Origin of the sequence: Pseudonocardia sulfidoxydans NBRC 16205, from assembly GCF_007989085.1 — a bacterium.
GTDB lineage: Bacteria > Actinomycetota > Actinomycetes > Mycobacteriales > Pseudonocardiaceae > Pseudonocardia > Pseudonocardia sulfidoxydans.
Genome location: NZ_BJVJ01000026.1, coordinates 1 through 21,890, shown reverse-complemented (window position 1 = coordinate 21,890; position 21,890 = coordinate 1). Strand labels below are relative to the sequence as shown.

Below are 21,890 nucleotides of genomic sequence, written 5' to 3'. Positions count from 1 at the left end.
GTGTTCGACCCCCGCGGACAGCAGTGGGGTTGCGCTCGGATGGGACGGCGCGCCGTCACGGTCAGCCAGGATCCCCAGGGGTCGTGCGGCGGGGCGTGCACGCGGGGCCGGGCGGCTCCGTCCAGAATGACGCCGTGACCGCCCCCTTCGGCTCCTGGCCGACCCCAATCACGTCGGAACTCGTGGTGGCCGCCGCCGTGCGCCTCGGCGAGGTCCGGGTCGACCCCGCCGATCCCGGCTCCGGCACCGTCTGGTGGGCCGAAGGCCGCCCGGCCGAGGGCGGCCGCACGCAGATCGTGCGTCGCGACCCCGACGGCACCCTCACCGACCTGCTACCGGAGGGCTACGACGCCCGCACCGCGGTCCACGAGTACGGCGGCGCCGCCTGGTGGGTCCACGGCGGCGCGGTGTGGTTCACGAACTGGGCCGACCAGCGGCTGCACCGGCTCGGCGACGAGGCCGGCCCCGTCGCGGTCAGCCCCGAGCCGGAGGCGCCGCGGGGCGACCGGTGGGCCGACGGCGAGGCCGCCCCCGGCGGGGCGCTGGTGCTGGTCCGCGAGCACCATGCCGTGGGCGCCGGACCCGCGCAGGTGCGCAACGAGATCGCGCGCCTGGACGTCGACGGCAGCGTCGAGGTGCTGGTCAGCGGCCCCGACTTCGTCACCTCGCCCCGGCTCGACGCCGCGGGCACCCGGCTGGCGTGGGTGTCGTGGGACCACCCGTCGATGCCCTGGGACGACACCGTCCTCACCGTGCGTGACCTCGCCACCGGCGCCGACACGGTCGTCGCGGGCGGGCCGGGGGAGTCCGTGTCGGAGCCGCGCTGGCAGGCCGACGGGTCGCTCCTGTTCGTCTCCGACCGCACCGGCTGGTGGAGCCTCTACCGCTGGACACCCGCCGACGGCGTCGCCCCGGTCCTCGTCGACGAGGCAGAGATCGGCGTCCCCGGCTGGACGCTCGGCACCTCGCGGTACGCCACGCTGGCCGACGGGCGGATCGTCGCCGCCTCGCGGCGCGACGGATACGACCGGCTCCTCGTCCGCTCACCCGACGGCTCCGTCTCCGCCCTGGACCTCCCGCTGTCCGCGGCCGGCTCGCTGCAGGCCGCGGGCCCGGACGAGATCGTGCTCGTCGCCGGCAGCCCGACCCGCGAGGCGTCGGTCTGGCGGGTCACGCTCGGCACCGGTGAGTACGAGGTCCTGCGCCCCGCCCGCGACCTCGGCGTCGACGAGGGCTACCTGTCGGTGCCCGAGCCGGTGGAGTTCCCGTCGACCGACGGCACCGACGCACCCCGGACCGGCCACGCCCTGTTCTACCCGCCCGCCAGCGCCACCCACCGCGGCCCCGACGGCGAGCTGCCGCCGCTGCTCGTCGTCATCCACGGCGGGCCCACCGCGTCGGCGTCGCCGGTGCTCTCGGTCGGTGTGCAGTACTGGACGAGCCGCGGGTTCGCGGTCGTCGACGTCGACTACGGCGGCTCCACCGGGTACGGCCGCCCCTACCGCGACCTGCTGAAGGGCGCATGGGGGATCGTCGACGTCGCCGACTGCATCGCCGCCGCCCGCTGGCTCGGCGAGCAGGGTCGTGTCGACCCGCAGCGGCTCGCGATCCGCGGCGGCTCGGCCGGCGGGTACACGACGCTCGCCGCGCTCGCCCGCGACGACACCCCCTTCGCCGCGGGTGCCGACCATTTCGGTGTCGCCGACCTCGAGGCGCTCGCCGCTGACACCCACAAGTTCGAGAGCTGCTACCTCGACGGCCTCGTCGGCCGGTACCCGCAGGAGCGCGACGTGTACGTCGAGCGCTCGCCGATCCACCACGTCGAACGGTTCACGAAGCCGCTGATCGTGTTGCAGGGCAGCGAGGACGCGATCGTGCCGCCCAACCAGTCGCAGGCGATCGTCGACGCCCTGCGGTCGCGGAAGGTGCCCGTCGCGTACCTGCTGTTCGAGGGGGAGCAGCACGGGTTCCGGCGGGGGGAGAACATCCGCCGCGCGATGGACGCGGAGCTGAGCTTCTACGGCCAGGTCCTCGGCTTCGACCTGCCCGCGGACGAGGGCATCGAGCCGGTCGAGATCGAGCGCTGAGCCAGGCCGCACCACCCACGCGGCGCGCATCCGCGCAGGTCAGACCTCGTGAGCGGCAATAGTCGCCATAGCGACTATTGCCGCTCACAGGGCCTCTTATGTGGCGCTGCCACACTCGGTGCGTGGCCTCCGACCCGTTCTCCGTCGTCACGACGGGCCTACAGACGGCGCTCGACCGCCCCGAGGTGCTGGTCCCCGGCCTGGTGGCGCTGGCCGTCGTCGTGTGGACGCTGACGTGGCGGCTCACCCGCACCCTGGTGACCATCGCGCACGAGGGCGGGCACGCGCTGCTGGCCGTCGTCACCGGGCGTGGGCTGACCGGCATCCGGCTGCATGCCGACACCTCCGGGGTCACGCACTCGACGGGCCGGGGCAGCGGGCCGGGTGTCGTGCTGATGTTCCTGGGTGGCTACCCGGCGCCGCCGCTGCTGGGGCTCGCGGGCGCGCTCGCCGTCGCGGGGGGCCATGCCGACGTCGCGCTCTGGGTGGCGACGGGTCTGCTGCTGGTGACCCTCGTCCACATCCGCAACGCGTTCGGGGTGCTCGCGGTCCTCGCGGCGGGCGGCGCGACGGCGGGTGTCGCGTACGCGGCCCCGCCGGACCTGCGGACGGCGTTCGCGACGGCGGTGGTGTGGTTCCTGCTGATCGGTGGCCTGCGGGCGGTGCGCGAGCTGCAGCGGGGCCGCCGGATGGGTAGGCGGGGCAGTTCGGACGCCGATCAGCTCGCCCGGCTGACAGGCGTCTCCGGCGGAATATGGGCCGCGCTGTTCTGGTTGCTCGCGGCGGCGGCGTTGATCCTCGCCGTCTGGGTACTGCTGCTACGCAGCTGACCACGAGCGAAGGGACGGCCGTTGAGCGACTTCAACGCCAAGGTCATCGAAGAGTTCCGCACCAACGACGGGAAGGTCGGCCCCCCGTTCGAGGGTGCGCCGATGGTGCTGGTGCACCACCTGGGCGCGAAGTCGGGTACCGAGCGCGTGACACCGGTGGTGTACCTGCCCAACGGCGACCGCATCGCCATCTTCGCCTCCGCGGCGGGCGCCCCGAACCACCCGGCCTGGTACCACAACCTCAAGGCCCACCCCCGCGTGACGGTCGAGGTGGGCGACGGCAAGGGGCACGTCGAGACGTGGACCGCGCAGGCCACGGAGGTCACCGGCACCGAACGCGACGAGCTCTACGCACGCCAGGCGGCGGTGATGCCGGGCTTCGCGGACTACGAGGTGAAGACCGAGGGCATCCGCACCATCCCGGTGATCACGCTCACCCGCGCCGCCTGAACACCGGCCCCGACCTGGGGCGCTCAGCGAACCCTCAGGACCTGGCTGCGGGACACGCCGCCACGTTCGCTTGAATCATCGGCATGTCGTGGCTCGCGCGTCTGAGCCTGGCCAACCGTGCGGTCGTCGGTCTGGTCACGGTCCTGGTCATCGGTTTCGGTCTGTTCGCGACGACGTCGCTGCGCCAGGAGCTGTTCCCGTCGCTCGATGCGCCCGTCGCGACGATCCTGACGCCGTACCCGGGTGCGTCGCCGGACGTCGTCGAGCAGCAGGTCACCAGCCCGATCGAGGCGGCCGTCGACGGTGTCGACGGCGTGGAGGACACCCGGTCGACCTCGACGGGCGGGTCGTCGGTCGTCACGCTCGACCTGGCCTACGGCACGGACCTGTCGACGGTCACCGCGTCGTTGCAGCGCGCCGTGCAGGGGGTGGCTCTGCCGTCGGGGGTGACGTCGAACGTCGTCACGGGCAGCACCGACGACATCCCGGTCCTGGTGCTGGCCGTGTCGTCGAACCTGGGTGCCGACCGGGTGGCCGCCGTCCTGCGCGACCAGGTGCAGCCGCAGCTCGCGGGCATCGACGGCGTGTCGGGGGTGACGCTGTCGGGCGTCGCCGACCCGCAGGTCACCATCTCCGTCGACGCGGCGGCCGCGGCCGCACGAGGGGTGTCGCTCGCGAGCCTGACGTCGCTGCTGCAGTCCAACGGCGTCCGCATCCCCGCCGGTCAGCTGAGCCCCGACAGCAACCCCACGACGGTCGAGGTCGGCGGCCCGATCACATCGGTCGACGACCTGCGCAACCTCTACGTGACGCCGGGCGCCTCCGCGTCGGCCGGCGCGACCGCGGCCCGGCCGGGGGCGCCCGCCGCCCCCAGCGCCCCGGCCGCGGGCGCCCCCGTGCGGCTCGGCGACATCGCCACCGTCGACCAGGCCCCCGCGCCCGCCACCGGCTACACCCGCACCAACGGCGAGGACAGCATCGGCCTGTCGGTCACCAAGGCGCCCGACGCCAACACCGTCGACGTCTCGGCCGCGGTCCGCGACGCCGTCCCGTCGATCATCGACGCGCTCGGCGGCCCCGCCCAGAACGCCCAGGTCACAACGGTGTTCGACCAGGCGCCGTTCATCTCCAGCTCCATCGAGGACCTCACCACCGAGGGACTGCTCGGTCTGCTGTTCGCGATCCTGGTGATCCTCGGGTTCCTGCTGTCGGTGCGCGCCACGCTGGTCACGGCGGTGTCGATCCCGCTGTCGGTGCTCGTCGCGATGATCGTCCTCGACCTCACCGGCGAGACGCTCAACATCCTCACCCTCGGCGCGCTGACCATCGCGATCGGCCGCGTCGTCGACGACTCGATCGTCGTCATCGAGAACATCACCCGCCACGTGGCCAGAGGTGGGCCGCGCCGGCCCGCGATCGTCACCGCGGTGAAGGAGGTCGCGGGCGCGATCACGGCGTCGACGATCACGACGGTCGCGGTGTTCGCACCGATCGGGCTCGTCGGCGGCCAGGTCGGGGAGCTGTTCCGGCCGTTCGCGGTCACGGTCACCGCCGCGCTGCTGGCGTCGCTGCTGGTGTCGCTCACCGTGGTGCCGGTGCTGGCGTCGGCGGTGCTGAAGGTTCGCCCACCTGCACCCGGCGCCTCGCCGGAAGCCGACGAGGACAGCCCGCTCACGCACCCGACGCGGCTGCAGCGCGGCTACCTGCCCGTCCTGCGCGGCGCGCTGCGCCGGCCCGTCGTGGCGATCCTCGTCGCGATCCTGATCCTCGCCGGTACGTTCGCGCTCGTCCCCGGCCTGCGCACCGACTTCCTCGGCGACGCCGGCGGCAACACCGTCTCCATCAGCCAGGAGCTGCCTCCCGGCACCGGGCTCCCGGCCGCCGACGCCGCGGCCCGCCAGGTCGAGGGCGTCCTGCGCGACACCCCCGGCGTCGCGACCTACCAGGTCACCGTCGGCACACCCGGTGGCGCGCAGGGCCTCGGCCGGCCCGGCGGCGGCGGGGGAGCCACCCGGTTCTCCGTCACCCTCACCGACGACGCCGACTCCACCGCCGTCACCGACGACCTCCGCGCCCGCCTCGACGCCCTCGGCGGCCCTGACAGTGTCGGGAACCTGACCGTGCAGGGCGGCCAGGGCGGGTTCGGCTCCGACCAGCTGCAGGTCACCGTCCGCGCCGAGGACCCCGCCGTCCTCGAGGCCGCCGCCGGGCAGGTCGAGCAGGCCGTCGCCGCCATCCCCGGCGCCGCCGACGTCCGCAACAACCTCGCCGCCGCCCAGCCGTCGATCCGCGTCACCGTCGACCGGCAGAAGGCCGCCGTGGCCGGGCTCACCGAGGCCGCCGTCGGTCAGCTCGTCGCGGCCTCGTAGCGCGGCACCACGATCGGCACCGTCACCGTCGACGGCGTCCAGCAGGACGTCGTCGTCCGCTCCGGCACCGCGCCCGCCGACCTCGCCGCCCTGCAGGCCCTGCCCATCGCCGGACCGCTGCGCCTGTCCGACATCGCGACGGTCGCCGAGGTCCGCACCGCGCCGAGCATCAGCCACACCGACGGCTCCCGCAGCGCCCAGATCACCGCCCGCCCGGCCGCCGACGACCTCGGCGCCGTCACCCGCGACCTGCAGACCACCCTCGACGGCCTGCAGCTGCCCGCCGGGGCCACCGCGGAGATCGGCGGGGTGTCGACGCAGCAGTCCGACGCGTTCGCACAGCTCGGGATCGCACTGCTCGTCGCCATCGCCGTCGTCTACCTGGTCATGGTGCTGACGTTCGGCAGCCTCCTGCAGCCGCTCATCCTGCTCATCTCGATCCCGTTCGCCGCCACCGGCGCGCTCGGCTTGCTCCGCGCCACGAACACCCCGCTGGGCGTGCCGGCGCTGATCGGCATGCTGATGCTCGTCGGCATCGTCGTCACCAACGCGATCGTGCTCATCGACCTGGTCAACCAGCGCCGCCGCGCCGGGGTGCCGCTGCGTGAGGCGATCCTCGACGGAGCGGCGCAACGACTCCGGCCCATCCTCATGACGGCCGTCGCCACCGTGTTCGCCCTGCTGCCCATGGCGCTCGGGCTCACCGGCGGCGGGGTGTTCATCTCCCAGCCGCTCGCGATCGTGGTCATCGGCGGGCTGATCAGCTCCACGCTGCTGACGCTCGTCCTCGTCCCGGTGCTGTACTCGCTGGTGGAGCGCTTCCGCGACCGGCTCCGCCGCCGCCGCCGCGCCCCGGCCCCGGTGCTCCCCGGGGAGCCGGCCGCTGTGGAGGAGCCGCGCGAGTCGCCCTGGACCGAGCCCGAGACCGCTCCGCTGCCCGTCGTCCCCGGCGTGCACGGCCGCGTCGGCGACCGGTCGGGCCGGGCCCTGCGCGGGGTCGAGGTGTCGCTGTTCGACACCGCCGGCGAGCTCCTCACGACCACCGAGACCGCCCCCGACGGCACCTACCGCATCGACGTCGACGGCGGCGGCGAGTACGTCGTCGCCGCCAGGTCGGGCGAGCGCGAGCCCGTCGCCGAGCTGGTGACCGTCAACGGCGGGCCCGCCTGGTACGACCTCATCGTCGACGGCCCGGGCGCCGCGACCGGGGTCGTCCGTGACCCGGCCGGGCACGGCGTCGTCGCCACGGTGACGCTGGTCGACGACCGCGGCGAGGTCGTCGCGGCCGGGCGCACCGATGCCGCGGGCCGCTACGAGCTGCGTGACGTCGCGGCGGGGGAGTACCACTTGCTGGTCGCGGCGGCAGGCAGCTCCGCGACGACGAGGGTCACCGTCCCGGCCACCGGTTCCGTCACGACGGAGGTCGACGTCCCCGCAGCCCCCGTCGCCGCCCCGAACTGACGCCCGAAGACACCGCGCGCAACCTCACGGTCGGCCCTGGCCCTGTCGGCGACGCCGAGGTTGCGCCCGCAGATCGCGCGCAACCTCACGGTCGTTCCGGAGCCCGCTGACGACAGTGAGGTTGCGCGCGGTGTCGTGCCGCCGAGGTGAGGCGGCGCCCCACACGAGCCCGAGCCGCGCGCAACCTCACTGCTCCCGACGGCGCCGGAGACAGCAGTGAGGTTGCGCGCGGGTGGTTACAGCTCGCCGCCGACGGTGTCGTCGACCAGGGCGGCGCGGCCGGCCTCCAGGCGCGCGACCGGCACCCGGAACGGGGAGCAGGACACGTAGTCGACGCCCGCGTAGTGGAAGAAGTGCACCGAGTCGGGGTCGCCGCCGTGCTCGCCGCAGACACCGAGCTTGATCCCCGGCCGGGTCTCGCGCCCCTTCTCGACGGCCGTCCTGATCAGCGCGCCGACGCCGTCGCGGTCGAGCGACTCGAACGGCGACACCGTGAACACGCCCTTCTCCAGGTAGGCGGCGAAGATCGCGGCCTCGACGTCGTCGCGGGAGAAGCCCCACGTCGTCTGGGTGAGGTCGTTGGTGCCGAAGGAGAAGAACTCCGCCGACTCCGCGATCCGCTTCGCCGTCAGCGCCGCCCGCGGCAGTTCGATCATGGTGCCGATCGGGATGTCGAGGCGCACGCCCGCGGCCTCCTGGATCTCGCCGATGATCCCGTCGATCTCGTCGCGGATGAGGTGCAGCTCCATGACCGAGCCGACGAGCGGCACCATGATCTCGACGCGCGGCTTCCCGCCCGCCAGCGCCCGCTCGGCGGCGGCCTCGGTGATGGCGCGGACCTGCATGCCGTAGAGGCCCGGTACGAGGAGCCCGAGGCGGACGCCGCGACGGCCGAGCATCGGGTTGGACTCGTGCAGCCGCTCCACGGCGGCGAGCAGGCGCTCGTCCTCCTCGGAGGCGCCCTCGCCGGTGGCCTTGGCGACCGCCACCTTCACGGCCAGCTCGGTGTGGTCGGGCAGGAACTCGTGCAGCGGCGGGTCGAGCAGCCGGATCGTCGTCGGCAACCCGTCCATGGCCTCGAGCAGCTCGACGAAGTCGGCGCGCTGCAGCGGGAGCAGCTCGGCGAGGGCGGCGTCGCGGGAGGCGGCGTCGTCGGCGAGGACGAGGCGCTCGATCAGGACACGCCGGTCGCCGAGGAACATGTGCTCGGTCCGGCACAGGCCGATGCCCTGGGCGCCGAGGGAGCGGGCGCGGGTGGCGTCCTCGGCGCTGTCGGCGTTGGCGCGCACCGCGAGGCGCCGGGTGCGGTCGGCGTGGCGGAGCAGCCGGTCGACGGAGCGGACGAGGTCGGCGGCCTCCTCGTCGACGCCTTGGAGGGCGGCGTCGAGGCCGCTCTCCAGGTAGGTGACGACGGGCGACGGGACGACGGGCAGCTCGCCCGCGAACACCTCGCCGGTGGAGCCGTCGATGGACAGCAGCTCGCCCTCGGCGACCGTGGTGCCGTTGACGCGCAGCACCTTGTTCTCGGCGTCGACGTCGATCTCCTCGGCCCCGCACACGCAGGTGCGGCCCATCCCGCGGGCGACGACGGCGGCGTGGGAGGTCTTGCCGCCCCGGCTGGTGAGGACGCCGGTCGCGTGGATCATGCCTTCGAGGTCGTCAGGGTTGGTCTCGCGACGCACCAGCAGGACGCGGCGGCCCTCGGCGGCCCGGGCGACGGCGGTGGCGGAGTCGAACACGACCTCGCCGACCGCGGCGCCGGGCGAGGCGGCCATGGCCTTGGTGAGCAGGGTGCGGGGGGCGTCCGGGTCGAACTGGGGGAACATCAGCTGCGCGAGCTGATGGCCGGTGACCCGGGTGAGCGCCTCGTCGCGGGTGATGACCTGTTCGTCGACGAGGTGTGTCGCGATCCGGAACGCCGCGCCCGCGGTCCGCTTGCCGACGCGGGTCTGCAGCATCCACAGCTTGCCGCGCTCGACGGTGAACTCGATGTCGCACAGGTCGCGGTAGTGGGTCTCGAGGCGCCTCATGATGCGGGTCAGCTCGGAGTGCGACGCCGGGTCGAGCCGGGCGAAGTCCTCCAGCGACAGGGTGTTGCGGATGCCGGCGACGACGTCCTCACCCTGGGCGTTGACCAGGTAGTCGCCGTAGACGCCCTGCTTGCCGGTGGCGGGGTCGCGGGTGAAGCAGACGCCGGTGCCGGAGTCCTCGCCCATGTTGCCGAACACCATCGCGCAGATGTTGACGGCGGTGCCCAGGTCGTGGGGGATGCGCTCGCGGCGGCGGTAGATCCGGGCGCGGTCGGTGTTCCAGGAGTCGAACACGGCGCGCATCGCGAGGTCGAGCTGTTCGCGGGGGTCCTGCGGGAACTCGCGGCCGGTGGCGTCGGCGACGATGCCCTTGAAGTCCTCGACGAGGCCCTGCAGCGCGACCGGGGTGAGCTCGACGTCGGTGGTGACGCCCTCGCGGGCCTTGACCTCGTCGAGGCGGTCCTCGAAACGCTCGGACGGGATGTCGAGCACGGTGCGGCCGAACATCTGGATGAGGCGTCGGTAGGAGTCCCACGCGAAGCGCTCGTCCTTGGCGGCCTCGGCGAGCCCCTTGACGGAGTAGTCGTTGAGGCCGACGTTGAGGACGGTCTCCATCATCCCGGGCATCGAGACCTTGGCGCCCGAGCGCACCGAGACGAGCAGCGGGTCCTGGACGTCGCCGAGGCGGCGGCCCAGGCCGTCCTCGAGGCGGCGCAGCGCCATGGTGACCTGCACGCGCAGCGACTGCGGCTCCTCGCCGCGGTCGAGGTAGAACTTGCAGGCCTCGGTGGTGATGGTGAAACCGGGCGGCACCGGGAGCCCGAGCCGGGTCATCTCGGCGAGGTTCGCTCCCTTGCCGCCGAGGAGATCGGTCTGGGTACGGTCGCCGTCGGCGAAGTCGTACACCAGCTGGGCGCGGTCGCGCATCGCCGCTGTCATGGCTCCCCCAAAAATGCGTCGTGGGTCGATTGTCCGGCCCACGGGTCGGCGGGGGCGCAGGAACGAAGTAGAACCGACGTCGTCGCACAACTCAACACCGCCACCGCGGTGTTCGAACACCCTCGTCTCAACTCTGCGACACCTCGCGGCCCTCCTCGTGTCGCCGCGATGTCGCCTCGCCCCTGGTGAGGCCATCGTGACCGGCACCATCGGACCGACGTGCGGCGCCGGTGGCCCTGCGAGTGTGCGTGATCACGGAATGACGAACGCCACGAATCTTGATCGATTCCACTTCCGACCCCTTATCGATCCAGGTCAGACGGCCCGGCACACGGATCTCGCGCGGGCCCGCCGGGTCCGGGAGCGGTTCGGCGGGGTCACGTCCCGCAGTAGGTGACGTGCGGGAGCGCGTCCTCGGGCGGCGGCCCGGCCAGGTCGGCGAGATCGGCGCGCTCCGCGAACGGGGACGACACCGCGTCGAGCAGCCGCCGGAACGGCGCGAGATCACCGCGCTCGGCCGCGCGCAACGCGGGCTCGACGTGATGGTTGCGCGGAATGTACACGGGATTGACCCGGTTCATCGCGGCAGCCACCCCGTCCCGGTCGGCCGGGAGCAGCCCCTCACGACGGGCCGCCCAGGCGTCGAAGGCGTCGCGGTCGAGGAACAGGTCACGGGCGGTGCCCGCGGCGAGCGCCCGGAAGAACGACGTGAAGTCGATGCGCTGCGCGTGCAGCAGCGTCATCAGGTCGGTGCCCAGCTCGCGGTCCGGCGCGGCGAGCCCCAGCTTCGCGGCCATGCCCTCGGCCCAGCGCTGCGCGTAGACGTCCGGGAACGCGGCGAGGATCTCGTTGAGGGCCGCGCCAGCGGCGTCGAGGTCGCCATCACCGTCGCCGTCATCGTCGACCAGCAGCGGCACCAGCGCCTCGCCGAGCCGCGCCAGGTTCCAGGCCACGACCGACGGCTGGTTGCCGTACGCGTAGCGACCGCCCGCGTCGATGGAGCTGAACACCGTCGCCGGGTCGACGCGGTCCATGAACGCGCAGGGGCCGTAGTCGATCGTCTCGCCGGAGATCGTGGTGTTGTCCGTGTTCATGACGCCGTGCACGAAACCCACGAGCATCCACCGCGCCACCAGGGCGGCCTGGGCCGCGCAGACCCGGCGGAACAGCTCCAGGTAGGGCTGCTCCGCCTCGGCGGCCTCGGGATGGTGCCGGGCGACGGCGTGGTCGGCCAGGGCGCGCAGCGCGTCGCGGTCGCCGGTCGCGGCCGCGTACTGGAACGTCCCCACCCGCAGGTGGCTGGCCGCGACCCGGCACAGCACCGCGCCCGGCAACAGCCGCTCCCGCTGCACCCGCACCCCGGTGGCGACGACGGAGAGCGCACGGGTCGTCGGGACCCCCAGGGCGTGCATCGCCTCGCCCATCAGGTACTCCAGCAGCATGGGCCCGACGACCGCGAGGCCGTCGCCGCCCCGGGCGAACGGCGTGCGGCCCGACCCCTTGAGGTGCAGGTCCCGTCGGCGGCCGCGGACGTCGACGACGTCGCCCAGCAACAAGGCCCGCCCGTCGCCGAGGCGCGGCTGGTACATGCCGAACTGGTGGCCCGCGTAGACCTGCGCGACGGGCGTCGCGCTCTCCGGCAACCCCAGGCCGACGAGGAACCGCACACCGTCGGGCTCGCGCAGCGCCGCCGGGTCGGCCCCCAGCTCGGCCGCCAGCTCCTCGTTCAGCACCAGCAGCTCCGGCGCCGGGGCCTCGGCCGCCGACCACGGCAGCGACATGCCCGGCACCTCGCGGGCGTAGGTGGCGTCGAGCTCGAACAGGGTGCGTGCGGTGGTCACCCCACGAGCGTACGAGCCGTGTCGGGCTCGCCGCAGACGTCGGTGATCGGCCAGGATGCGGACGCCGGTCGAGCAGGGGAGTGCGATGAGCGGTGACGACCCGGCCACGACGGCCGAGCCGGAGGACGACGAGCCCGGCGACGGTGCCGTGGAACCCGCCGGAGTGGGCAGGCTGCTGGCGTTCAGCGACGGCGTCTTCTCGATCGCGTTCACGATCCTCGTCCTCGACATCGCCGTCCCCGACGACCTCAGCCCGGCGGGCCTGCGGAACGCGCTGGCCGGTCAGGTGCCGCAACTGCTGTCGGCGTTGCTCAGCTTCGCGGTCATCGGCCGGTTCTGGGTGTCGCACCACGACATGCTCCGGCAGGTCCGCGGTGCCGACGCCGGGCTGCTCGTGGTCAACACGGCGCTGCTGGCGGCCGTCGCGCTCATCCCGTTCACGACGTCGCTGCTGGCCGAGTACGGCGACCTCGTCGAACCGACCGTCTACTACGCGGGGATGGTCGCGATCACCGCGGCGCTGCAGCTGGTGATGCTGTGGTGGATCACCCGCCGCGGCCTGCTCCTGCCGGGGACGCCACGGTCCTCGCTCGAAGCCGCCGCCGGCGGGCTGGGCAGCTCCGTCATGGCGTTCGTCGTCTCGATCCCGGTGGCCTTCGCCTCGACGACGGCTGCGCAGCTGTGCTGGCTGCTCGCCTTCGTCCCGTTGGCGCCGCTGCTCCGCCGCCTGCGCCCGGCCCGCTGACCGCCACACACGACGACGGCCCGGCACCCCACGGAAAGGGACACCGGGCCGTTGGCTGGGGATCAGACGTCGTAGTACATCGCGAACTCGTAGGGGTGCGGGCGCAGCCGCAGCGGGTCGATCTCGTTCTCCCGCTTGAACGCGATCCACGTCTCGATCAGGTCGGAGGTGAACACGCCACCCTCGAGCAGGTAGTCGTGGTCGGCCTCGAGCCGGTCGATGACCGCGTCCAGGCTGGCCGGGACCTGCGCGATGTCCTTGGCCTCCTCGGGCGGCAGCTCGTAGAGGTCCTTGTCGATCGGCGCCGGCGGCTCGATCTTGTTCTTGATGCCGTCGAGGCCGGCCATCAGCATCGCGGAGAAGGCCAGGTACGGGTTGCCCGACGAGTCGGGGCAGCGGAACTCGATGCGCTTGGCCTTCGGGTTGTTGCCCGAGAGCGGGATGCGGATGCAGGCCGAGCGGTTACGGGCCGAGTAGACCAGGTTCACCGGGGCCTCGAAGCCGGGGACCAGGCGGTGGTAGGAGTTCACCGTCGGGTTGGTGAACGCCAGCAGCGACGGGGCGTGGTGCAGCAGGCCGCCGATGTAGTAGCGCGCCATGTCGGACAGGCCGCCGTAGCCGGACTCGTCGTGGAACAGCGGCGCACCGTCCTTCCACAGCGACTGGTGCACGTGCATGCCGGACCCGTTGTCGCCGAAGAGCGGCTTGGGCATGAAGGTCGCGGTCTTGCCCTGCGCCCACGCGACGTTCTTGACGATGTACTTGAACAGCATGATGTCGTCGGCGGCCGACAGCAGCGTGTCGAACTTGTAGTTGATCTCCGCCTGCCCGGCGGTGCCGACCTCGTGGTGCTCGCGCTCCACGTCGAAGCCCATGGCGGTCATCGTCGAGACGATGTCGGCGCGCAGGTCGGCGTAGTGGTCGACCGGCGGGACGGGGAAGTAGCCGCCCTTGTAGTTGACCTTGTAGCCGAGGTTGCCGCCCTCCTCCTCACGACCGGTGTTCCACCAGCCCTCGGCGGAGTCGATGTGGTGGTAGGTCTCGTGGGCGCTCGAGCCGAAGCGGATCGAGTCGAACACGTAGAACTCGGCCTCGGGCGCCATGTAGGCGGTGTCCGCGATGCCCGAGGCGGTCAGGTACTCCTGCGCTTTGCGGGCGACGTTGCGCGGGTCGCGGCTGTAGGGCTCACCCGTGATCGGGTCGTGCACGAAGAAGTTGATGTTCAACGTCTTGTGCTTGCGGAACGGGTCGAGCCGCGCCGTGGTCGAGTCGGCGAACAGGGCCATGTCGGACTCGTTGATGGTCTGGAAACCACGGACCGACGAGCCGTCGAACGCCGCGCCGTCCTCGAGGAGGTCGGCTGCGGTGTGGGCGGGGACGGTGAGGTGCTGCATGACGCCGGGCAGGTCGCAGAACCTGATGTCGACGTACTCGACCTTCTCGTCCGAGATGTACTTGAGTACCTCTTCGGAGTTGCTGAACACGCTCACTCGCTCCTTCGGATGGGCTCAGGGATCCGGCGAGTCCGCGATGACCCGCGTCTGTCGACGTGCGACGTCGACCGAATTTCGTCGGTGACGCTATGGCGACGGTGTTGCCCGGCCGTCACCCTCTCGTTTCACCGAGGTTAACGGCCGGACCTGGGACTGACCTCACAGCGCCCGCCTACGCTAGAGGGCATGAGCCGTTGGATCGACTCCTGGATGCCGGGTTCACCCACCGGATCCGAGCCCGCTTCCGGGGCGTCGCACCCGGGTGAGAAGTTCGGCCTGCCCGCGTCGGGGCCGGGATCGGTGGCCGGCTTCTGGCGCCGCTTCGGCGGCGTCACGATCGACTGGCTGCTGGGATACCTGGTGTCGCTGCTGTTCGTCGGGGCCGACTCGTTCGATCGGGGGTCGACGTTCGGCTGGACGATCTGGCTGGTGTGGTTCGGCATCAGCGCCCTGGCCGTCGCGGTGTTCGGGTCGACGCCGGGCATGCTCGCGCTGGGCATGCGGGCGGCCCCGGTCGACGGGCGCGCCGTGGTCGGGGTGCCGCGCGCCGTGGTGCGCACCCTGTTGCTGGGGCTGGTGATCCCGCCCCTGGTGCGCGACGACGACGGCCGCGGCTGGCACGACCGCGCCGGCGCGACCGTCGTCATCAGGACCCGCTGACGGCGGGCACCCTCGGCCTGCGGTCAGCGGCGGCGGACGGTGCGCTGCACGCTGCGGATCTTGGCGCCCTGCGGCATCGGGCCCTTGGGCATCGCGGCCGTTCCGGTGCGGGAGCCCAGCGCGGCGAGGCGTTTCTCCAGCGAGTCCATCTGGCTGCGCTGGATGTTGCGCGGCAGCTTGCGCAGGTGGACGTGCAGCTTCGACAGCGGGACCTGGCCCTCGTCGTTGCCGACGACGACGTCGTAGATCGGCACGTTGCCGACGACCCGCGCGGTGCGCTTCTTCTCCTGCGCGAGCAGCGACTTCACGCGGTGCGGCGCACCCTCGGCGACGAGGACGACCCCGGGCAGGCCGATGACCCGGTGCACGGCGTCGAGGTGGGTGGTGCCGGCGATGCTGGTGGTGACGCGCCACTGGCCGCGCAGGTTGTCGAGCGCCCAGCCCGCGGCGCCGGGCTGCCCGTCGGCCTTGGTGTAGACGGTGCGCTGCACGCGGCGGCCGAAGATGCTGACGGCGGCGAGTGCGCCGACGGCGACGCCCAGCGGCAGCGTGAACCACTGCAGGCCCCAGATGAGGCCGATGAGGAAGCCCAGTGCCGCGCCCAGCAGGACGCAGCCGACCATCAGCGGGATGAGCAGCTTGTCCTCGCGGCGCTGCATCTTGAACGCCTCGAAGATCTGGGAACGTCGCTGCTTGGACGCCGCGCGACGGGCGCGCTTCGCCTCTGCTTTCGCTGCCTTGTCGGGCTTGTCGGCCATGTGTCCCAGGATACGGGTCAGCTGCGTGCGAGCAGGGACCGAGCCTCCTGCGATGCGGCGCCTTCCGCGGCGAGGTGGGCCAGCGCCGGGGTCAGCTCCTCGCCGCGGGCGGCGACGGTCTGGGCGTAGAGCCGTCCGGCCCGGTAGGACGAGCGGACCAGTGGCCCGGCCATGACTCCGGCGAAGCCGATGGCCTCGGCCGTCTCGGAGTGGGCGACGAACTCCTCGGGCTTGACCCAGCGCTCCACCGGGTGGTGCCGCGGTGAGGGGCGCAGGTACTGGGTGATCGTGATGATCTCGCAGCCCGCGTCGTGCAGGTCGCGCAGTGCCGCGGTGACCTCGTCGGGGGTCTCGCCCATGCCCAGGATCAGGTTCGACTTCGTGACCAGTCCCGCGGCGCGCGCCTTGGTGATGACGTCGAGGGAGCGGTCGTAGCGGAACGCCGGACGGATGCGCTTGAAGATCCGCGGCACCGTCTCGAGGTTGTGGGCGAACACCTCCGGGCGGGAGGCGAACACCTCGTCGAGCAGCTCGTCACGGTTGTTGAAGTCCGGCGCCAGCAGCTCGACACCGGTGCCGGGGTTCATCCGGTGGATCTGGTCGACGGTCTCGGCGTAGAGCCAGGCGCCGCCGTCGGGGAGGTCGTCGCGGGCCACACCGGTGACGGTGGAGTAGCGCAGACCCATCTGCTGCACGGACTCGGCGACGCGGCGGGGCTCGTCGCGGTCGAGGTCGGCAGGCTTGCCCGTGTCGATCTGGCAGAAGTCGCAGCGTCGGGTGCACTGCTCGCCGCCGATGAGGAAGGTGGCCTCGCGGTCCTCCCAGCATTCGTAGATGTTGGGGCAGCCGGCCTCCTCACACACTGTGTGCAGCCCGCCGGAACGGACCAGACCCTTCAGCTCCGTGTACTGCGGGCCCGTCCGCGCCTTGGTGCGGATCCACGACGGCTTGCGCTCGATCGGGGTCTCGCTGTTGCGGACCTCCAGCCGGAGCAGCTTGCGACCTTCGGGTGCGATCGTCACGGCCGCCAGCCTACGCCGCGCACCTCACCGCGGATCGGGTTCGACCCCCGTCGCCGCGGCCGTCGCGTCCCACAGCCTGCGGGCCAGATCGACGTCGTGCGCCGCACCGCTGCGCCGCGCCGGACCGGGCCTGCCCGCGATCTCGAACGGGCCCCGCGGACCGATGTAGTCGCCGCCGCTGACCTGCCGGGACGTCGCCGCTGCCAGCTGCGGCAGCACCCCGGTCCGGACGGGCTGGGTGACGACGGCGTTGATCGGGCGGGCCAGCCGTCCCAGCAGCGCCGACCGCTGCCGCAGGGAGTTGCCCAACAGCTCCGACTGCGTCGACCCGGGATGCGCCGCGACGGAGATCACGGGATCACCCGCGGCGCGCAACCGACGGTCGAGCTCGGCGGTGAACAACAGGTTCGCGAGCTTCGACGCGCCGTAGCCGGCGGCGGGGGAGTAGCGACGCCGCTCGAAGCTCAGGTCGCCGGGATCGAGGCCGCCGCGGTTGTGCGCGATGCACGACACCGTCACCACACGGGCGGGGGCGCCGACGGCGCCCGCGCCGCGCAGGGCCGGCATGAGCAGCCACGTCAGCGCCGCCGGCCCGAGATGGTTGGTGCCGATCTGCAGCTCGAAACCGTCGACGGTCGAGCCCCGCGGCGTCGCCATCACCCCGGCGTTGTTCACGAGCACGTGCAACCGGTCGCCTGTCCGTTCCCGGACGTCGGCTGCGGCGGCACGGACCGAGTCGAGGTCCGCGAGATCGAGCTCGACGAGCTCCGCGCGCCCCGACACCTTCTCGAGGGCGGCCCGGCCACGCCCCCTGTCGCGTGCCGTCATCAGCACCCGGGCGCCCGCACCCGCGAACGCCTCGGCCGACGCGAGGCCCAGCCCCGACGTCGCCCCGGCGACGAGCACCGTGCGGCCGGACAGGTCGGGGAGCGCGATCATGGCTGAAGCATCCCTGTGAGTGGCAATAGTCGCTATAGCGACTATTGCCACTCACGACGTCGTCGCGCGGCGTCCAGGTCCAGGTCCAGGTCCAGGTCCAGGTCCGGCGTCCGGGTCCGGCGTCCGGGTCCGGCGGGCGCGGTCGGCGGGGGATAGCGTTGGGCGCGTGGACTTCCGGATCTTCACCGAGCCCCAGCAGGGTGCCCACTACGACGACCTGCTGCGCATCGCGCGGGCCGCCGAGGACGCCGACTTCGACGCCTTCTTCCGCTCCGACCACTACCTCGTCATGGGCGGTGCCAGCGGCGAACCCGGCCCCACCGACGCCTGGATCACCCATGCGGGCCTCGCCCGCGATACCACCCGGATTCGGCTCGGCACCCTCGTCAACGCCGCCACGTTCCGGCTCCCCGGACCGCTCGCGATCTCCGTCGCCCAGGTCGACCAGATGTCGGGCGGTCGCGTCGAGCTGGGCATCGGCGCCGGCTGGTACGAGGCCGAGCACGCCGCCTACGGCATCCCGTTCCCGTCACTGCGCGAGAGGTTCGACCGGCTCGAAGAGCAGCTCGCGATCATCACCGGGCTGTGGGGGACGCTGCCCGGCGACCGCTTCGAGTTCACCGGCGAGCACTTCACCGTCACCGACTCGCCCGCGATGCCCAAGCCCGTGCAGCAGCCGCGGCCACCGGTGATCGTCGGCGGGCGCGGCGCCAAGCGCACCCCGATGCTCGCCGCCCGCTACGCCGACGAGTTCAACCTCGCCTTCGGCTCGCCCGAGCAGGCCGTGACGCAGTTCGACCGCGTCGCCACCGCGTGCGGGGACATCGGCCGCGACCCGCGGGACCTGGTGTACTCCGTCGCCCAGACGCTCGTCCTGGGCCGTGACGACGACGAGGTCGCCCGCCGCGCGTTGACCATCGGCCGTGAGGCCGACCAGGTCCGGGCCGAAGGCCTCGCCGGCACCCCGGCCGAGGTCGTCGACCGCATCGGGGCTCTGCGCGACAAGACCGGTATCACCCGGCTCTACCTGCAGATCCTCGACATCGCCGACCTCGATCACCTCGAGCTGTTCGCCTCCGACGTCGCGCCGCAGCTGGCCTGAGGACGCTCGGCCCGCCGCTCGGGCGGCCTGTCGTCGACGACAGCGGGGTGTCGTCGACGTCCTTGCGGCGGGCCGGGAAACAACACGTCGATTGCGCTGATGCCAGGTCCGTTGCCGTCGGCGGCGGCTCCGTGATCTGCCGAGCTCGGCTCGGCGCGCCCCCGCCGGGCGACGCCGTGCCCGCGCCGGGTCCGGACCACCGGCGACCAACGACTCCCCGGCGAACGACGGTCGGCCACCCGCCACCGCGGCGTCGACCAGCGCGGCATCGCCGAGCGGGGCGCAAGGATGTCCGTTTCGCAGCGTGGCGTCGTTGACCCCGTTCGGCGGCTGGGGGACCGTGCGGGGACGGCGTACCTTCAGCCGACATGACGGCAGCGACACGTTCGACGTCCGGTGTGGAGTCCGCGATCCGCGGCGTGTGGTGGCTGGTGCTGCTGAGAGGCGTCCTGGCGATCCTCTTCGGACTCGTCATGCTCTTCACACCCGGCACCGCGCTGCTCGCGCTCGTCCTGGTGTTCGGCGTGTACGCGGTGCTCGACGGCGTCACCGCCGTCGTCGCCGGCATCCGCCACCGCGCCGACGACAACCACTGGGGCTGGCACGTCGTCCAGGGCGTGATCTCGGTGATCGCCGGTGTCGTCGCCTTCGCCTGGCCCGGTGTCACCGTGCTCGCGATCCTCTTCGTGATCGCGTTCTGGAGCATCGTCGGCGGCATCGCCGAGATCTCCGAGTCGATGACGATGCGCCGCAACGGCTCCTCGACCTGGGGCTGGGTGCTGGCCGCGGGGATCCTGAGCGTCGTCTTCGGCATCCTGCTGGTCGTCCAGCCCGGCGTCGGGCTCGTGACGCTCCTCTGGATCGCCGGGATCTGGGCGCTCGTCTTCGGTGTCGTCGTCGTGATCTGGGCGTTCCGGCTCCGCTCCGCGGTCAGCGCCGCCACCACCCCGCCGGCTGCCGCCCCGCCCACCGCCGCGCCTCCTGCGGGCCCCGACGGCCCGGCCCCGCAGGACACGCCGCCGACCAGCGGCGACCGGTAACCACCCGCGCCACCGTTCGGACGCAACCTGACGGTCGTGGACGGGCCGGGGGCGCTCGGGCCAGGCGCGCGCGGCGTCCGCCCGGGGCCGGTCGCGGGGGCTGCGCCCCGAACGTGTCGTCACCGCTTCGCAGCCGCTCTGGTGACACGCCGGGTGGTGCGGTCGTCGTCGAGCGTGTCTTCAGCGCGTTCGGGCCGCGCTCACGACACGTTGCGCGGCCTGATGCGCCCGGCCCTCAGCGGCCAGCACCCATGCGCATGTACCGCCGCGTCCGGGCGCAACCTCACGGTCGCGATCGGGCCGCGGGACGACAGTGAGGTTGCGCGCGGTTGTTCGGCTTCTCCGCGGGTGGTCAGTGGAGGCGGGGGTCCAGGCGCAGGTCGAGGCCCGCGGGGGTGGCGGGACGTTCCACCGTGTGGTCGGCGACCGCGAGGGTGCCTTCGAGGGCGGCGAGCACGGCGTCGCGGGCAGCGTCGCGGACCTCCTCGACCGTGACCGGCCGCTGCAGCTCCAGGCTCAGCGAGGTGACCCCGGCGTCGGTGATGCCGCAGGGGACGATCTTGGCGAACGAGGACAGGTCGGCGTCGCAGTTGAGCGAGAAGCCGTGCAGCGTCACCCCACCCTGGACGCGCACGCCGATGGCGGCGACCTTGCGCTCGGGGCGGCCCGCGTCGGCGGGGAGCCAGACGCCGCTGCGGCCAGCGACCCGCCCCGCGTCGGCGAGCCCGAGGTCGTGGCAGACCTTGATCATGGCCTCTTCGAGGCGGCGCACGTAGTCGACGACGTCGAGCGGCTCGGCGAGCCCGATGATCGGGTAGCCGACGAGCTGGCCCGGGCCGTGCCAGGTGATGAGCCCGCCGCGGTCGACGTCGACGACGGGGGTGCCGTCGGTCGGGCGGTCGGAGGGGCGGGTGCGCTTGCCCGCCGTGTAGACGGACGGATGTTGCAGCAGCATGAGGACGTCGGGGCCGCCGTCGCGGCGGGCCTGGGCGTGTTCGCGCTGCCGGTCCCAGGCCTCGAGGTAGCCGATCAGCTCGATGACCTCGACCTCGACGGGCCCCTCGGCGGTGCGGGCGCGGCGGGTGGCGGTGACGGCCGGGGTGAGCGTGTCGGACATGGTCCCACCGTACGTCAGCGCCCGGCCGGGTCAGACGGCCGCGGACAGGGCTTCGGTCACGCTGTTGTGCCGGTGCTGGTAGCCGGCGTCGAGCAGCGCGGTGGGCAGGGCGCGTTGCCCGAACAGGAGCATCTCCTCCCCCATCTCGCCGAGGACGGCCTTGATCACGAATGCCGGGACGGCGAAGGGGGCGGGCCGGCTGAGCGCGACGCCGAGGGCGCGCGTCATCTCCCGGTTGGTGACGGGTGTCGGTCCGGTGACGTTGACGGGCCCGGACAGCTCGGGGTTCTCGACGGCGAAGCGGATGGCGCCGACCTCGTCGTCGAGGGAGACCCACGACATGTACTGGCGGCCGTTGCCGAGCCGGGCGCCCAGGTAGAGCTTCCAGACGGCCTTCATCGGGCCGAGGAGGCCGCCGGCGGGGGAGAGGACAGGGCCGGTGCGGAGCCGGACGACGCGGGCGCCGGCGTCGGCGGCGGGCTGGGTGGCGGCTTCCCAGTCGCGGCACACGTCGGCGAGGAACCCTTGCCCGGGTGGGGCGGACTCGGAGACGGTGCGGGGGCCGGTGTCGCCGTAGTAGCCGACGGCTGAGCCGCTGACCAGCGTGGGCACGCCGTGGTCGGCGACGGCGCGGGCGAGGACCTCGGTGGGGACGTTGCGGCTGTCGCGGATGGCCTGCTTGCGTGATCCGCTCCAGGGGCGGTCGCCGATGCCGACGCCACCGAGGTTGACGACGGCGTCGACGCCGTCGAAGGTGCCGTCGTCGATGCGCGCGGCGGGCGGATCCCAGCCGCGTTCGTCGGGTGCCGCCGGTGTCCGCCGGACGAGGCGGACGACGTCGTGCCCGGCCGCGCGCAGGGCGGCGACGAGGCTGGTTCCGATGAGACCGGACGAACCGGCGACGACCACGCGCACAGCCGTGATCCTTCCCGAGCCGCGCCCGGCCCGCGACCGGAGCGTCCCGGCGGCCGTCGCGGGCCGCCGGGACGCCGGCAGGTCAGAGTCCC

The 21,890-nt window shown here is 72.9% G+C and carries 16 protein-coding genes and 1 pseudogene; 9 read left to right on the top strand and 8 right to left on the bottom strand.

The genetic code is table 11. The features are described 5' to 3' along the window. Window positions 1–134: 134 nt before the first annotated feature. From PSU4_RS14425 to PSU4_RS32340, 5 genes and pseudogenes are all read left to right on the top strand, one after another. Window positions 135–2,087, top strand: a complete 1,953-nt coding sequence (locus PSU4_RS14425; RefSeq protein ID WP_147107967.1) for a S9 family peptidase — start codon at window positions 135–137, stop codon at window positions 2,085–2,087. A 122-nt stretch (window positions 2,088–2,209) separates the two neighbouring features. Next, window positions 2,210–2,917 (top strand): M50 family metallopeptidase, encoded by a 708-nt coding sequence (locus PSU4_RS14420; RefSeq protein ID WP_222596261.1) that lies wholly within the window; start codon window positions 2,210–2,212, stop codon window positions 2,915–2,917. A gap of 21 nt (window positions 2,918–2,938) precedes the next feature. Next, window positions 2,939–3,367 (top strand): nitroreductase/quinone reductase family protein, encoded by a 429-nt coding sequence (locus PSU4_RS14415; protein WP_147107961.1) that lies wholly within the window; start codon window positions 2,939–2,941, stop codon window positions 3,365–3,367. 83 nt (window positions 3,368–3,450) lie between these two features. Further along, window positions 3,451–6,525: pseudogene (locus tag PSU4_RS14410) on the top strand (efflux RND transporter permease subunit); the annotation flags it as partial. A gap of 6 nt (window positions 6,526–6,531) precedes the next feature. Then, window positions 6,532–7,197 (top strand): carboxypeptidase-like regulatory domain-containing protein, encoded by a 666-nt coding sequence (locus PSU4_RS32340; protein ID WP_246115120.1) that lies wholly within the window; start codon window positions 6,532–6,534, stop codon window positions 7,195–7,197. 236 nt (window positions 7,198–7,433) lie between these two features. Here PSU4_RS32340 and ppdK read toward each other — a convergent pair whose 3' ends face one another. Further along, window positions 7,434–10,166, bottom strand: coding sequence for a pyruvate, phosphate dikinase (gene ppdK, locus PSU4_RS14405; RefSeq protein ID WP_147107958.1), 2,733 nt, complete (start codon window positions 10,164–10,166; stop codon window positions 7,434–7,436). A 377-nt stretch (window positions 10,167–10,543) separates the two neighbouring features. Continuing rightward, a complete protein-coding gene (locus tag PSU4_RS14400) occupies window positions 10,544–12,007 on the bottom strand; it encodes a protein adenylyltransferase SelO (RefSeq protein ID WP_222596260.1) in 1,464 nt (487 codons plus the stop codon). Window positions 12,008–12,092: 85 nt separating this feature from the next. Here PSU4_RS14400 and PSU4_RS14395 point away from each other — a divergent pair, with 85 nt between their 5' ends. Continuing rightward, window positions 12,093–12,752: a TMEM175 family protein gene (locus PSU4_RS14395; RefSeq protein WP_222596259.1), complete on the top strand. Its 660-nt coding sequence runs from the start codon at window positions 12,093–12,095 to the stop codon at window positions 12,750–12,752. Between the two features lie 62 nt (window positions 12,753–12,814). Here PSU4_RS14395 and glnA read toward each other — a convergent pair whose 3' ends face one another. Beyond that, window positions 12,815–14,236: a type I glutamate--ammonia ligase gene (gene glnA, locus PSU4_RS14390; RefSeq protein ID WP_147107948.1), complete on the bottom strand. Its 1,422-nt coding sequence runs from the start codon at window positions 14,234–14,236 to the stop codon at window positions 12,815–12,817. Window positions 14,237–14,431: 195 nt separating this feature from the next. Here glnA and PSU4_RS14385 point away from each other — a divergent pair, with 195 nt between their 5' ends. After that, window positions 14,432–14,905: an RDD family protein gene (locus PSU4_RS14385; protein WP_147107944.1), complete on the top strand. Its 474-nt coding sequence runs from the start codon at window positions 14,432–14,434 to the stop codon at window positions 14,903–14,905. Between the two features lie 23 nt (window positions 14,906–14,928). On the opposite strand, the gene PSU4_RS14380 is transcribed toward PSU4_RS14385, so the two are convergent. Genes PSU4_RS14380 through PSU4_RS14370 form a run of 3 tightly spaced genes read right to left on the bottom strand, consistent with a single transcriptional unit; the run spans window position 14,929 to window position 17,624 of the window. Continuing rightward, on the bottom strand, window positions 14,929–15,663 hold the full coding sequence (locus PSU4_RS14380; protein ID WP_147107941.1) for a DUF4191 domain-containing protein: 735 nt from the start codon (window positions 15,661–15,663) through the stop codon (window positions 14,929–14,931). A gap of 17 nt (window positions 15,664–15,680) precedes the next feature. Next, complete coding sequence (gene lipA, locus PSU4_RS14375) at window positions 15,681–16,685, bottom strand: lipoyl synthase (RefSeq protein ID WP_147107938.1); 1,005 nt, start codon at window positions 16,683–16,685, stop codon at window positions 15,681–15,683. Between the two features lie 24 nt (window positions 16,686–16,709). Then, complete coding sequence (locus PSU4_RS14370; RefSeq protein ID WP_147107934.1) at window positions 16,710–17,624, bottom strand: oxidoreductase; 915 nt, start codon at window positions 17,622–17,624, stop codon at window positions 16,710–16,712. Between the two features lie 166 nt (window positions 17,625–17,790). On the opposite strand from PSU4_RS14370, the gene PSU4_RS14365 reads away from it, so the two are divergent. Together PSU4_RS14365 and PSU4_RS14360 are read left to right on the top strand one after the other, a co-directional pair. Then, a complete protein-coding gene (locus tag PSU4_RS14365) occupies window positions 17,791–18,726 on the top strand; it encodes an LLM class F420-dependent oxidoreductase (RefSeq protein ID WP_147107930.1) in 936 nt (311 codons plus the stop codon). A 368-nt stretch (window positions 18,727–19,094) separates the two neighbouring features. Beyond that, window positions 19,095–19,766 carry an HdeD family acid-resistance protein gene (locus PSU4_RS14360; RefSeq protein WP_147107928.1) on the top strand — a complete coding sequence of 224 codons (672 nt, stop codon included), beginning with the start codon at window positions 19,095–19,097 and terminating at the stop codon, window positions 19,764–19,766. A 352-nt stretch (window positions 19,767–20,118) separates the two neighbouring features. Here PSU4_RS14360 and lipB read toward each other — a convergent pair whose 3' ends face one another. Next, the gene (gene lipB, locus PSU4_RS14355; RefSeq protein WP_147107925.1) at window positions 20,119–20,883 is read right to left on the bottom strand and encodes a lipoyl(octanoyl) transferase LipB; all 765 of its coding nucleotides are present in this window, start codon (window positions 20,881–20,883) and stop codon (window positions 20,119–20,121) included. A gap of 30 nt (window positions 20,884–20,913) precedes the next feature. After that, window positions 20,914–21,798, bottom strand: a complete 885-nt coding sequence (locus PSU4_RS14350; RefSeq protein WP_147107922.1) for a TIGR01777 family oxidoreductase — start codon at window positions 21,796–21,798, stop codon at window positions 20,914–20,916. Between the last annotated feature and the right edge of the window lie 92 nt (window positions 21,799–21,890).

Bases quoted from the DNA above. Each gene is read 5' to 3' on its own strand.
- PSU4_RS14395 (WP_222596259.1), top strand. From the start codon at position 12,093: ATGAGCGGTGACGACCCGGCCACGACGGCCGAGCCGGAGGACGACGAG.
- lipB (WP_147107925.1), bottom strand. From the start codon at position 20,883: ATGTCCGACACGCTCACCCCGGCCGTCACCGCCACCCGCCGCGCCCGC.
- PSU4_RS14360 (WP_147107928.1), top strand. From the start codon at position 19,095: ATGACGGCAGCGACACGTTCGACGTCCGGTGTGGAGTCCGCGATCCGC.
- ppdK (WP_147107958.1), bottom strand. From the start codon at position 10,166: ATGACAGCGGCGATGCGCGACCGCGCCCAGCTGGTGTACGACTTCGCC.
- PSU4_RS14385 (WP_147107944.1), top strand. From the start codon at position 14,432: ATGAGCCGTTGGATCGACTCCTGGATGCCGGGTTCACCCACCGGATCC.
- PSU4_RS14370 (WP_147107934.1), bottom strand. From the start codon at position 17,624: ATGATCGCGCTCCCCGACCTGTCCGGCCGCACGGTGCTCGTCGCCGGG.
- PSU4_RS14380 (WP_147107941.1), bottom strand. From the start codon at position 15,663: ATGGCCGACAAGCCCGACAAGGCAGCGAAAGCAGAGGCGAAGCGCGCC.